We start from the raw sequence: 12,453 nt of genomic DNA, 5'->3' as shown, positions 1-12,453 counted from the left end.
ACAGAAGAGAAAAAACAATAGCTATTTAGCTGACAGTCTGTTAAAATAAATGTTCGGCTGAAAAAACAGCCGTAAAGAAAGAGAATGAGAATTCAGAAGGGAATAAAGTATGCTGAAGATAAAGAATTACGTAAAGGCAGAAAGCCTTGAACAGGCATATGAACTGAACCAGAAAAGAACAGCCTGTGTGCTGGGCGGTATGGTCTGGCTGAAAATGGGAAACCGGAACATCATGACAGCCATTGACCTGTCAGGTCTTGGGCTGGATACTATTACAGAAACAGAAGAAGCATTTGTGATCGGCTGCATGACACCACTTCATGCGCTGGAAACCCACAAAGAGCTGAATGCCTATACAAACAGTGCTATCCGTGAAAGTGTACGGCACATTGTGGGTGTGCAGTTTCGAAACTGTGCCACAGTGGGCGGAAGTATTTTCGGAAGATTCGGATTTTCCGATGTACTGACCATGTTTCTGGCACTGGATACCTGGGTGGAGCTGTACAATGGCGGAACCATTCCGCTGGCACAGTTTGCATCCATGGAAAAGGATAACGATATCCTGGTAAATATCATTGTAAAAAAACAGCCGCTGAACAGTGTGTACTTAAGTCAGCGGAACAATTCCACAGATTTTCCTGTGCTCACCTGTGCGGCCGCTCTTATTGATGGAAAAGCAAGAACTGTCATTGGGGCCAGACCCGGAAAAGCAATGATTGTGGAAGATGAAGAGGAAATCTTAAAAGATTTTGTACAGATGAATGCACAGCAGAAAAAGGATGCAGCAGCATCTTTTGCCGCATATGCGGCGGAACATGTTTCTACAGACAAGAACATGCGTGCTTCAAAAGAATACAGAAGTCTTCTTGTGAAAGTCCTTACAAGAAGAGCCTGGGAAGAGATCGGAGGGAGAGCAGAATGAATATCACTTTCTGGCTGAATGGTGTAAAACGGCAGGCAGAGGTACGTCCGGATGAACTGCTTCTGGATTTCCTGCGGAAAAACAGCTGTTACAGCGTAAAACGTGGCTGTGAGACTGCAAACTGTGGTCTCTGTACTGTGCTGATGGATGAACGTCCGGTACTGTCCTGCTCCATGCTGGCTGCCCGCGCAGACGGGAAACGGATCGTGACTCTGGAGGGAATGCAGGAGGAAGCAAAGGAATTCGGCGCTTTTATGGCAAATGAGGGAGCAGAGCAGTGCGGCTTCTGCAATCCGGGATTTATCATGAATGTATTTGCCATGTTAAAGGAACTGGAAGATCCCACAGAAGAGGATATCCTGGAGTATCTTTCCGGAAATCTGTGCCGTTGCTCGGGATTTGTGGGACAGACCAGAAGTATCCTGAAATTTCTCGACTATAAAAAAGGACAGGAGGAAGGAAAATGAAATACGTAAACAAGCCGGTGCCAAAAACAGATGCAATGTCTCTGGTAACCGGAAAACCGGTCTATACCGATGATCTTGCACCTTCTGACTGCCTGATCGTCAAGATCTTAAGAAGTCCTCATGCCAATGCCTGGGTGGAAGAGATCAAGACAGATGCTGCAAAGAAAATCGAGGGGATTGCCTGTGTTCTGACCTATGAGGATGTTTCCCACAAAAGATTTACTCTGGCCGGGCAGACAGCGCCTGAGATCAGTCCATGGGATCGTTATATCATAGATAAACATGTGCGTTTTGTAGGGGATCCGGTTGCCATCGTAGCCGGTGAGACAGAAGAGGCAGTAGATAAAGCCTTGAAACGCATTAAGGTAAAATATCGTGTGGAGGAAGCGGTTCTGGATATCCACACAGCCAAGGATAATCCCATTCTGGTGCACCCGGAGGATGACTGGTATATGCCGATCCCGGCCGGCGGAGATAATAAGCGTAATCTCTGTTCCTCCAATGTAGAAGAAGTGGGTGATGTGGATGCCATGCTGGAAAAATGTGCGTATACAGTAGACCAGGTTTACCATACAAAGGCAAATCAGCAGACCATGATGGAGACCTTCCGTACCTACTGTTATATGGACCATTTTCAGAGACTGACGGTGGTTTCTTCCACCCAGATCCCGTTCCATATCCGAAGGATCGTAGGAAATGCGCTGAACATTCCGTCTTCCAAAGTTCGTGTGATCAAGCCTCGTATCGGCGGGGGCTTTGGTGCAAAACAGTCTTCTGTCAGTGAGGTTTTCCCGGCACTGGTAACATGGGTTACCGGGCGTCCGTCCAAGATCGTTTTTTCCAGAAAGGAATCCATGATCGCGTCTTCTCCGCGTCATGAGATGGAAGTCCATATCCGTATGGGTGCAGATGAAAACGGTATTGTAAAGGCAATCGATCTTTATACTCTTTCCAACACCGGTGCCTATGGAGAGCATGGGCCTACAACCGTAGGACTTTCAGGCCATAAATCCATTGCGCTGTATCGTCATACGGAAGCCTACCGTTTTGCCTATGATGTTGTTTACACCAATATGCAGGCAGCTGGCGCTTATCGTGGCTATGGTGCCACACAGGGTATTTTTGCTGTGGAGTCCGCAGCAGATGAGCTGGCTCATAAGATGGGGATGGATCCGGTAAAATTCCGCGAGCTGAACATGCCTATGGAGGGAGAGGCACTTCCGGGATATCCGGATGTACCGATCAACGGCAGCTGTACCATGGATAAATGCCTCGCCCGTGCAAAGGAAATGATCGGATGGGATGAGAAATATCCGTTCCGTGATATGGGTAACGGCAAAGTACGGGGTGTCGGTATCGCTATGGCCATGCAGGGCTCATCTATTGCAGGGATCGATGTCGGCGGAGCAGACATTAAATTAAATGAGGATGGTTCCTATACCCTGGCACTTGGATGTTCTGATATGGGAACCGGCTGTGATACCATTCTTGCTCAGATGGCAGCAGACTGTCTGGATACAGATATGAAAAATATCGTGGTATTCAGTGTGGATACAGATATTTCTCCCTATGATTCCGGTTCTTATGCATCTTCCACAACCTATGCAACCGGAAATGCCGTGATCCAGGCCTGCGGAGAACTCAGAAAGAGAATCCACGCTTTTGGCGCACAGATGCTTGGAGTATCTGCAGAGGATTCTGATTTTGACGGAGAAAAAGTCCGCACAGAAGACGGAAAAGAGGTAACGCTGCAGCAGATCGCAGGAAAAGCGACCTGTGGAGTCTGCAGTGAGCTTCAGGTTGTAAAAGAATATTCTTCTCCGATCTCTCCGCCACCGTTTATGGTAGGTGCCGCTGAAGTGGAGGTCGATAAAGAGACCGGACAGATCGATGTCATTGATTATGTGGGCGTGATTGACTGTGGAACTCCGATCAATCCAAATCTTGCCAGAGTGCAGGCAGAAGGCGGTATCGGTCAGGGAATCGGAATGGTTCTGTATGAGGATGTACAGTATACAGATAAGGGAAAGATCCGTAACAATTCTTTTATGCAGTATAAGATCCCCAACCGTATGGATATTCCGAAGGTGCGGATCGAGTTTGAGAGCAGCTACGAGAAGACAGGTCCTTTCGGCGCAAAATCCATTGGTGAGCTTGTGATCGATACACCTTGTCCGGCTATTGCCAATGCGGTTTATAATGCAACAGGTGTACGTGTCAGAGAGCTCCCGATCACTCCGGAGAAGGTTGCAATGGGAATCCTTGCCAGAGAAGCCGGAGAGAAGGTGTGAAATGCAGGAGCTGATACTGGCAATTGCCGGACTGATCCTGGAGCTGCTGGTATTTTTCTGTGCAGGAAGTCTGCTGACACGGATACTGAAAATGAAGGCGGAAGTAACCATGGAACTGGTCTTGGGATATCTTCTGTATTTTGCGGTTTTTGAGATACTTGCAGTTCCTATGACACTGAAATGGGTAAAACTGAGTACCTTTTCGTATCTGTGGATGGTGATCATGGCAACTTGTGTACTGGCAGCATGTCTGTTTGCGCATAAACTTTGGAAAGGACAGCTGAACCGGATAGGAGAAACATTTCGGAAGCATTCACTGCTGCTGCTTTTGACCGCTGCGGCAGTGATCCTGCAGTGTTTTCTGGTGGCTGCATATCAGGACGTTACTGCAGATGCAACACATTATATTGGTGCAGTAAGCACTTCTGTGTATACAGACACTCTTGCCCGATACAGTCCGCTTACCGGTGTTATCCAGAGAAATTTTAATCTCCGCTATGATCTTTCTGCATATCCGATGAACAATGCGGTGTGGTGTGTCCTTCTGGGCATCCACCCGATCGTTCAGTCCAAGGTCGTGATGTCTGTGATCAACATGCTGATGATCAATCTTCTGATCTACCAGATCGGAAAAAGCTTTTTTCGTGGAGATGAAAAAAAAGCAGACCTGATGGTTCTTTTTGTGTGTCTGATGCAATTGTTTTCTTTTTCTATCTATACAACAGGAACCTTTGCGTTTATGCGGATTTATGAAGGGAAGGCCCTGCTGGCAAATATTTCCATTCCGGCAGCGCTTCTGGTAAGTATACGGCTCTGGCTCAACAAAGATGGCAGAAATAAAGAGAGCTGGGTGCTGCTTTTCATTGCTGCAGTCAGTGCGTTGACGTTTTCAGGATCCTCCCTTATTTATCCTGCAGTAGTCAGTACGGCGATCCTTCCGGTGATGGTGCTGAAGAAAAAGCTTTCCTACGCGATTCCCTATGCGCTTTGTATGCTGCCGGGATTTTTGTATGCCCTGGTTTATTTTTCGGCGAAGCTTGGATGGATCGCATTTCCGGCATCATAGGAAACTGGGAAGATACTATGGATAGGAGAAGAAAATGGCGGGAGTAACGATCGAAGAACTGGGACTGCGTTTTGTGCAGATCTGTATGGAAAATTACTGGAGTGGCTGTATGCTGCCTGTATTTTTTCTGGCAGGTATACTCTGGGATAGTTTTTACCGCAGGAGAAAAGAATCCAGAGTGTTTCTGTATTATCTGGTCTTTCTGGCACTTACGGTATATAATCCGGTTCTTGTAAAATATGTGATACCAAAGGTACATTTTGAAAATGAATATTATCGTTTTATCTGGATCCTTCCGGTGATCCCGGGTGCTGCCTATTATGCTGTACGGATCGTGGAAGCGGTAAGGTTTCGATGGCTGAAGGCTGTAACAGCGCTGATCCTTGCGGCAGTGATCGTCACTACGGGGACACCTGTTCCCGGCATTGCAAAAGATTATGTGATGGCGGAAAACATCTATAAAGTCCCGAATGAGCTGCGCTCAGTATGCGATGTGATCCATCAGGACTGCGATAAAGAACAACTCAAGGTTGTTTTTGACAATGAGCTGAATCTGGTGGCTAGACAGTATGATCCGTCACTGATCCTTGTTCTGGATCGTAATTTTATCCTGTATCGTGCAGGAAGTACTGTGGTAGGAAACTACGAAAACAGCAAGGCCTACCAGATCCAGAAAGTGATCATGGATGTGATCAGTTATCAGATGGATGTAGGGATCGATAAGTTCCGGCAGGTATTGAAAAGAACGGAAACCGATTATCTCGTTCTTCCGGTAGATCTTACAAATCATGACTATATCCGTCAGGCAGGATGTACCCCTATTGCACAGACAGAAAAATATGTGGTATACAGGTTTGAAGGGTGAATGTGTTCGCCCTTCTGGCCTGGAAAAATGACCAAAGTGCGTAAAATGATACGGAGAACGGAGTGAACAGCAACCATAAAATGTGTGATGAATATGTACTGTTTAAAAAAATCTTTACAATTTCATGGATTTGTGTTAAAATCATAAACAGTGTAAACCTACTTTGATAATTTCATACCTGAATTTAGAAGTTATGTTTTTCATTATGCACCTGTAGCTCAGTGGATAGAGCAGTGGTTTCCGGTACCATGTGCGGGGGTTCGATTCCCTTCAGGTGTGTTGCCCGGAACAGTGGGAATTGTTCCGGCGTGTTGTTATGATAAGGAGGACAAGAACTTGGATGATTTCAGAGAATGGTTATCAGATAACCTTCGCTATTTTATGCTAGGCGGAGCCATTCTGGTGATCGTGCTTGTTCTGATCTTTGGCGTCCGCGCCTGTGTTGGAGGTAAGAAGGGGAATTCCAATAAAGATCAGACAACAGCCCAAAGTAACCAGGAAAATGATCCTTCTTCTCCGGCAAATGATGGGGAGACAGACGAGAAGAAAGACGCCAGTTCCGCGGCAGATACGGATGCGGAGACAACCATGGAAAAAGCCAGCACGGAAGTAACCGAGCTGATTCAGAGCTATTATAAAGCTTTTGGGGAAAAAGACATTGCAACACTTAAGACGATTGAGGACGGATTTACGCCGGCTGACGAGTCGCAGATTAATTCAAGGGATTATATTGATGGGTATGAGGTACAGAATGTTTACGCTAAGAAGGGACTGACGGACGATTCGTATGTCGTTTATGTAGTCTTTAATTATATCTGTACTGGAATTGAGACTCCGGTTCCGGCACTGAGCCAGTTTTATGTGGAGACGGGCAGTGACGGCAATCTGAAGATCAAAGGTGGTGCTGATGACGATGCAGATATCAGTGCCTATGTGAAAAAACTGGAATCTGAGAAGGATGTGCAGGAGCTTATCACAAAGGTAAAGACGGACTATGAAGCTGCGCAGGAGAGTGATCCCTCTCTGGCAGAGTTCCTTCAGGGCCTTGGTGAAGATGCCAGTGCTTCCGCAGATGCAGGAACAATGCTTACAGTTACAGAGGATTGTAATGTTCGTGCTTCCGCAGATTCAGAGGGTGAGGTTATCGGTGGTTTTTCTGCAGGAACGGAAGTTGAAAAGAAAGGGCAGGAAGGCGACTGGATACAGGTTGATTATGATGGACAGACCGGTTATGTCTATAGTGGTCTGTTAGAATAATAAGGGTTAATAAAATGCAGGTTCCGGAAGAACCTGCATTTTTGTTGCTCTGATATAACGAAAGATCATTTTTTGAGTGAACCGTCTGCTGCCAATGTGTATTTTTTTCCATTTACGGTGATGGTTCCGGTCTGCATGATTCCGTCTTCGTCCAGATAATAACGTTTTTTGCCTAGGGTGATCCAGCCGGTCTGCATGATTCCGTCCTTGTTGAAATAATATCGATGACCATCTGTGTCGGTAAGCCATCCGGTATAGGCGGTTCCGTCAACCATAAATTTCCAGTTGGTGCCATCCGGTGTCCAGACTCCGTTTTCTGCCTCCGGCGAAACCTTTTCTGTTTCGGGAATCTCTGTGGGAACAGGAGACGGTGTGGCGGAAGGTGAGGGAGCGCCGGAAGATATCGATGCATCTGTATGGTGATCGCGATCTGAACTTGGTTCAATAGCCGAAATATCGCTGGTATTTATGGAAACTACGGAAGTACTGCTGCTTTCAAAAGGACCGGCCGATGACTGGGTAAAGAGAATACCGCAGATCAGACACAGGAAAACAGCGACAAAGATCAGCAGCCGGTTCATACGAGGAGTATGCTCTGACATGTTTTTCCTCCTGATATTTAAGTATATTTCTGTTTATCATACAATAATGAGCAAGAAAATACAAGAAAAATAACCGGTTGCGAATGCATGAGAAAAAATATATAATAGAACAATGGACGAAAAAATCAGAATCAATAAATATTTAAGCGATATAGGAGTCTGCTCAAGAAGAGAGGCAGACCGACTGACAGAAGCGGGGAGAGTTACTGCTAATGGAGAACTGGTTTCCACAGGAATGAAGATCCTTCCGGATGCGGAGATCTGTATTGACGGAAAGCCTGTAAAAAAACAGGAAAAAAAGATCCTGCTTCTTTTTCATAAACCAAAAGGGATTGTCTGCAGCACCAGAAAACAGCGGAATGAGATGACAGTAACAGAATATCTGGATTATCCGGTGCGGATCTATCCTATAGGACGGCTGGATAAAGATTCCGAAGGACTGCTTCTCCTTACCAATGAAGGAGATCTGGTGAACCGTATCATGAAGGCGGGGAACTACCATGAAAAGGAATATCAGGTGACCGTGAATAAACCGGTGACAGAAGAATTTATCCGTGGTATGGGCGGCGGAGTGCCGATCCTTGATACGGTCACACGTCCCTGCAAGGTTACACAAACAGGGAAAAACAGTTTTCGTATCATCCTTACCCAGGGTCTGAACCGCCAGATCCGTCGTATGTGTGAATATTTCGGATATAAAGTCGTAACACTGAAACGTGTTCGGATCATGAATCTGTATATTGATGGCCTGGAAGAGGGGAAATATCGTGAGATCCGGCCGGAAGAACGAAAAGAACTGGAGGAGATGTTTTCCTCCGAAAAATCAGAAAAAAGGACGGGAGGAAGCCATGAACGAATCATCCATAAAAAAAATGAAAGAGCTGGGAGAAAAGCTCCGGGAAGCGTCCAGGGCCTATTATCAGGAAGACAGGGAGATCATGTCCAACGTGGAGTACGACGCCCTGTACGACACTCTGAGCGCACTGGAGAAAGAAACAGGGATCGTTCTGGCAGACAGTCCAACCGTTAATGTAGGATATGAGGCAGTGGAGCAGCTCCCCAAGGAGGAACATGAGAGACCGATGCTGTCTCTGGATAAGACCAAAGAGAGAGAAGCTTTGAGAGAGTTTATCGGGGAACATCCTACACTTTTATCCTGGAAGCTGGATGGCTTAACGATCGTGCTTACCTATGAAAACGGAGAGCTTATAAAGGCAGTTACCAGAGGAAATGGTATTGTGGGAGAGGTTATTACCAATAATGCCAGAGTATTTAAGAACATACCTCTGAAAATTTCTTTTAAAGGGAGACTGGTACTTCGCGGAGAAGCCATCATTACCTATTCGGATTTTGAAAAGATCAACGAAACTATCGGAGATGCAGATGCCAAATACAAAAATCCCAGAAATCTCTGCAGTGGTTCTGTCCGTCAGCTGAATAACGAAATTACAGCGAAGAGAAACGTACGGTTTTATGCTTTTTCTTTAGTGAGCGCGGAAGGCGTGGATTTCCGGAATTCCAGGGAGGTGCAGTTCCGGTGGCTGAATGAACAGGGCTTTGAGGTTGTGGAATATCGAAAAGTCACAGCGGAAACTCTGGATGAAGCGATGGATTACTTTGCGGAAGCAGTTACGACCAATGATTTTCCGTCAGATGGGCTTGTGGCATTGTATGATGATATTGCTTACGGAGAATCTCTGGGAACTACGGCCAAGTTTCCAAGGAACGCCATGGCATTTAAATGGGCCGATGAGATGCGTGATACGAGACTTCTGGAGATTGAGTGGAGCCCGTCCAGGACCGGACTGATCAATCCGGTAGCAATTTTTGAGCCGGTGGAACTGGAAGGAACCACAGTGAGCAGGGCCAGTGTGCATAACATCAGTATCATGAAGGAACTGAAGCTGGGGATTGGAGATACCATTCGTGTATACAAAGCAAATATGATCATTCCTCAGATCGCGGAAAATCTGACCGGAAGCGGTAATGCACCGATCCCGCATACCTGCCCGGCCTGCGGACAGGAAACGGTAGTGAAGAAAGAAAACGATGTGGAATGTCTTTTCTGCGTCAATCCGGGGTGCCCGGCCAAGAAGATCAAATCCTTTGGGCTTTTTACAAGCAGGGATGCCATGAATATCGACGGACTTTCCGAGGCAACACTGGAGAAATTTATTGCCAGGGGATTTATTCATGATTTTGGCGATATTTTTGAGATCAGCCGGTATAAAGATGAGATTGTGGAAATGGAAGGCTTTGGGCAGAAATCCTATGATAATCTTATGGAAAGTCTTGAACGGGCGAAAGAGACTACACTTCCAAGGGTGATCTACAGTCTTGGGATCGCAAATATCGGTCTGGCTAATGCAAAGGTGATCTGCCGCCATTTTGACAACGATTTGGACAGGATACGTCATGCCAGTCTGGAAGAGGTCAGTGATATTGATACCATCGGGCCGGTCATTGCCGGAAATCTGGTAGCTTATTTTAGGGATGAGGATAATAATCGCCGCCTGGATCATCTGATGAACTTTCTTCATATTCAGGAGGACAGTCCCAAACAGGAACAGATCTTTGAAGGAATGAATTTTGTGATCACAGGAAGTCTGGTGCACTTTGGAAATCGAAGTGAGGCCAAAGAGCTGATCGAATCCCTGGGAGGCAAGGTTACCGGTTCAGTTACCAAAAAGACCAATTATCTGATCAATAACGACATCCAGTCCAATTCATCCAAAAACAAAAAGGCAAGAGAACTGGGGATTCCGATCCTTTCAGAAGAAGATTTTCGGAAACTTGCCGGAGTGCAGTAAAGGCCGTACAGACTGGAGATAATTTTTATCTGAAGAAAAAAGCCGAGCGGCTCCTTTATAAGAGACGCTTCATATATAAGGAGGGCAAACAATGCCAATCAAAACACAGGGGGATCTTCCGGTAAAGGAGATCCTGGAGAGAGAAAATATATTTGTAATGGACGAAAAACGTGCCATGCATCAGGATATCCGTCCGATCCAGATTCTGATCCTGAATCTGATGCCGCTGAAAGAAGAAACAGAGCTGCAGCTTCTGCGTTCTCTTTCCAATACACCGCTGCAGGTGGATGTGACATTTATGGCTGTGGAGAGCCATGAAGCCAAGAATACATCTCTCAGCCATCTGAACAAGTTTTATGAAACATTCACCGATATAAAGAAACGTAAATTTGATGGAATGATCATCACAGGAGCACCGGTGGAGCAGATGCCTTTTGAGGAAGTGGATTACTGGAATGAGCTGACTGAGATCATGGATTGGACTGAGAAGCATGTGACTTCCACGATCTTTCTCTGTTGGGCAGCGCAGGCCAGTCTTTATCATTTTTATGGCCTGGAGAAAAAACCTCTGGATAAGAAAATGTTCGGACTTTTCCAGCACAGGGTACTGAACCGTAAGATCCCGCTGGTCCGGGGTTTTGATGATGTATTTCTTGCGCCGCATTCCAGACACACAGAAGTTCCTATTGCAGATATCCATGCATGCAAAGACCTTACGGTCCTGGCGGAAAGCGAAGAGGCTGGTCTGTTCCTTGCAATGGCAGAGGGAGGACGTAAAATCTTTGTTATGGGACATCCGGAATACGACCGCGTGACTTTGGATGGCGAATATAAAAGAGACCTTGCCAAGGGTCTGCCTATTGAAATCCCGAAGAACTATTACAAAGATGACGATCCAAACAACAAACCACTCCTCACCTGGAGGGCCCATGCCAACAACCTGTATACGAACTGGTTGAATTATTACGTATACCAGAGTACTCCGTATGATCTGTACGGGACACCGGATTTCAGGGAAATTTAAGGAATATGAAATAAGTGTTAGCATAAGCTCATAAATCGTAGACAAAGCTATGATTTATGGGCTTATTTTAGATTGCTGCTTACGAAGGTCTTTCCTGAAAAACATTCCTACAAAATGTAGGAATAAATGCAATGTTTATGGTATGAAATGCGGCTGGTTTTTTGCATTTATTTTGATACAATCATTATATAAAAGACATGGAACTGAAATAGGAATTCCTGGTTACTGTTCATTGGTAATATTCTGCGAAGCGTGTTACTGAGAACGGAATGAACAGTAACAATTCTTGATGCAGGCCAGAATATGTTAACGGGAGGATAAATAGTATGATAATCATAGGTGAAAAAATCAATGGATCCATCCCCTCTGTGGCGGAGGCGATCGCAAACAGAGATGCAGAATTCATCAAGCAGCGGGCACTTGCTCAGGCAAACTCAGGAGCAAGCTATATCGATTGTTGCGCATCTGTTCCGGAAACAGAAGAAGTAGAAACCTTGAAATGGATGATCGACTGTATTCAGGAAGTGACAGATCTTCCGATTTCCGTAGACAGTCCCAGCGCAGATGTTCTTACAGAAGCTTACAAATTCTGCAGGAAACCGGGTATATTTAACTCTGTATCCGGTGAAGGAGATAAGATCGATAAGATTTTTCCTCTTATGGCACAGCCTGAAAATAAAGGGTGGCAGGTTATCGCACTTCTAAGCGATGATACGGGTATCCCCAAAAGTGCGGAAGACAGGCTGAAGGTATTTGACAAGATCATGGCAAAAGCGAAAGAGTACGGAATTTCACCGGATCGTATCCATATTGATCCATTGGTTGAGATGCTCTGTACATCTGAAGATGGTATTGCGATGAACGTGGAAGTAATTTCAAGTGTCCGTAAACAGTATCCGATGATCCACATCACAGCGGCGATCAGCAACATTTCCTTCAATCTGCCGGTACGTAAGCTTATCAATTTCGGATTTGTGGTACTTGCAATGAATGCCGGCCTTGACAGTGCGATCATGGATCCTACAAACAGAGATATGCTTGGACTTGTATATGCAACAGAGGCATTGCTTGGTCTGGATGATTATTGTATGGAATACATCGGAGCATACAGAGAAGGTCTGATCGGACCTGAAAAAAAATAAATAAAAC

At 45.6% G+C, this 12,453-nt stretch carries 10 protein-coding genes, 1 tRNA gene and 1 pseudogene; 11 read left to right on the top strand and 1 reads right to left on the bottom strand.

Translation table 11 applies throughout. The annotated features are described in order from the left end of the window. Positions 1-109 precede the first annotated feature (109 nt). From ACTNDQ_RS06630 to ACTNDQ_RS06600, 7 genes are all read left to right on the top strand, one after another. Entirely contained in the window at positions 110-922 is an 813-nt protein-coding gene (locus tag ACTNDQ_RS06630; protein ID WP_022426069.1) for an FAD binding domain-containing protein, read from the top strand. After that, positions 919-1,389, top strand: coding sequence for a (2Fe-2S)-binding protein (locus ACTNDQ_RS06625; RefSeq protein WP_015524717.1), 471 nt, complete (start codon positions 919-921; stop codon positions 1,387-1,389). Before ACTNDQ_RS06630 ends, ACTNDQ_RS06625 begins: the two co-directional genes overlap by 4 nt. After that, a complete protein-coding gene (locus tag ACTNDQ_RS06620; RefSeq protein ID WP_015524718.1) occupies positions 1,386-3,680 on the top strand; it encodes a xanthine dehydrogenase family protein molybdopterin-binding subunit in 2,295 nt (764 codons plus the stop codon). Before ACTNDQ_RS06625 ends, ACTNDQ_RS06620 begins: the two co-directional genes overlap by 4 nt. A 1-nt stretch (position 3,681) precedes the next feature. Continuing rightward, positions 3,682-4,746: a DUF6077 domain-containing protein gene (locus ACTNDQ_RS06615; protein WP_441064243.1), complete on the top strand. Its 1,065-nt coding sequence runs from the start codon at positions 3,682-3,684 to the stop codon at positions 4,744-4,746. A gap of 34 nt (positions 4,747-4,780) precedes the next feature. After that, positions 4,781-5,611 (top strand): hypothetical protein, encoded by an 831-nt coding sequence (locus tag ACTNDQ_RS06610; RefSeq protein WP_441064241.1) that lies wholly within the window; start codon positions 4,781-4,783, stop codon positions 5,609-5,611. Positions 5,612-5,818: 207 nt separating this feature from the next. Then, positions 5,819-5,890 (top strand) — tRNA-Arg (locus ACTNDQ_RS06605). Between the two features lie 57 nt (positions 5,891-5,947). Continuing rightward, positions 5,948-6,868, top strand: coding sequence for an SH3 domain-containing protein (locus tag ACTNDQ_RS06600; RefSeq protein WP_022426066.1), 921 nt, complete (start codon positions 5,948-5,950; stop codon positions 6,866-6,868). Positions 6,869-6,933: 65 nt separating this feature from the next. Here ACTNDQ_RS06600 and ACTNDQ_RS06595 read toward each other — a convergent pair whose 3' ends face one another. Continuing rightward, the gene (locus ACTNDQ_RS06595; RefSeq protein WP_279201139.1) at positions 6,934-7,470 is read right to left on the bottom strand and encodes an N-acetylmuramoyl-L-alanine amidase family protein; all 537 of its coding nucleotides are present in this window, start codon (positions 7,468-7,470) and stop codon (positions 6,934-6,936) included. A gap of 112 nt (positions 7,471-7,582) precedes the next feature. Here ACTNDQ_RS06595 and ACTNDQ_RS06590 point away from each other — a divergent pair. The 4 genes and pseudogenes from ACTNDQ_RS06590 to ACTNDQ_RS06575 form a co-directional block, all read left to right on the top strand. After that, a pseudogene (locus ACTNDQ_RS06590) lies at positions 7,583-8,233 on the top strand (pseudouridine synthase); the annotation flags it as partial. A gap of 85 nt (positions 8,234-8,318) precedes the next feature. Then, on the top strand, positions 8,319-10,280 hold the full coding sequence (gene ligA, locus ACTNDQ_RS06585) for an NAD-dependent DNA ligase LigA (protein ID WP_114002561.1): 1,962 nt from the start codon (positions 8,319-8,321) through the stop codon (positions 10,278-10,280). Between the two features lie 91 nt (positions 10,281-10,371). Then, a complete protein-coding gene (gene metA / locus ACTNDQ_RS06580) occupies positions 10,372-11,304 on the top strand; it encodes a homoserine O-acetyltransferase MetA (RefSeq protein ID WP_278796167.1) in 933 nt (310 codons plus the stop codon). Positions 11,305-11,630: 326 nt separating this feature from the next. Then, positions 11,631-12,446 (top strand): methyltetrahydrofolate cobalamin methyltransferase, encoded by an 816-nt coding sequence (locus ACTNDQ_RS06575; protein ID WP_441064237.1) that lies wholly within the window; start codon positions 11,631-11,633, stop codon positions 12,444-12,446. Positions 12,447-12,453: the final 7 nt, after the last annotated feature.

The sequence above is a fragment of the Blautia massiliensis (ex Liu et al. 2021) genome (assembly GCF_052064225.1).
Classification (GTDB): Bacteria; Bacillota; Clostridia; order Lachnospirales; family Lachnospiraceae; genus Blautia_A; species Blautia_A fusiformis.
This window is presented reverse-complemented; position numbering and strand designations above follow the sequence as displayed.

Bases quoted from the DNA above. Each gene is read 5' to 3' on its own strand.
- ACTNDQ_RS06595 (WP_279201139.1), bottom strand. From the start codon at position 7,470: ATGTCAGAGCATACTCCTCGTATGAACCGGCTGCTGATCTTTGTCGCT.
- ACTNDQ_RS06615 (WP_441064243.1), top strand. From the start codon at position 3,682: ATGCAGGAGCTGATACTGGCAATTGCCGGACTGATCCTGGAGCTGCTG.
- ligA (WP_114002561.1), top strand. From the start codon at position 8,319: ATGAACGAATCATCCATAAAAAAAATGAAAGAGCTGGGAGAAAAGCTC.
- ACTNDQ_RS06620 (WP_015524718.1), top strand. From the start codon at position 1,386: ATGAAATACGTAAACAAGCCGGTGCCAAAAACAGATGCAATGTCTCTG.
- ACTNDQ_RS06625 (WP_015524717.1), top strand. From the start codon at position 919: ATGAATATCACTTTCTGGCTGAATGGTGTAAAACGGCAGGCAGAGGTA.
- ACTNDQ_RS06610 (WP_441064241.1), top strand. From the start codon at position 4,781: ATGGCGGGAGTAACGATCGAAGAACTGGGACTGCGTTTTGTGCAGATC.
- ACTNDQ_RS06630 (WP_022426069.1), top strand. From the start codon at position 110: ATGCTGAAGATAAAGAATTACGTAAAGGCAGAAAGCCTTGAACAGGCA.
- metA (WP_278796167.1), top strand. From the start codon at position 10,372: ATGCCAATCAAAACACAGGGGGATCTTCCGGTAAAGGAGATCCTGGAG.
- ACTNDQ_RS06575 (WP_441064237.1), top strand. From the start codon at position 11,631: ATGATAATCATAGGTGAAAAAATCAATGGATCCATCCCCTCTGTGGCG.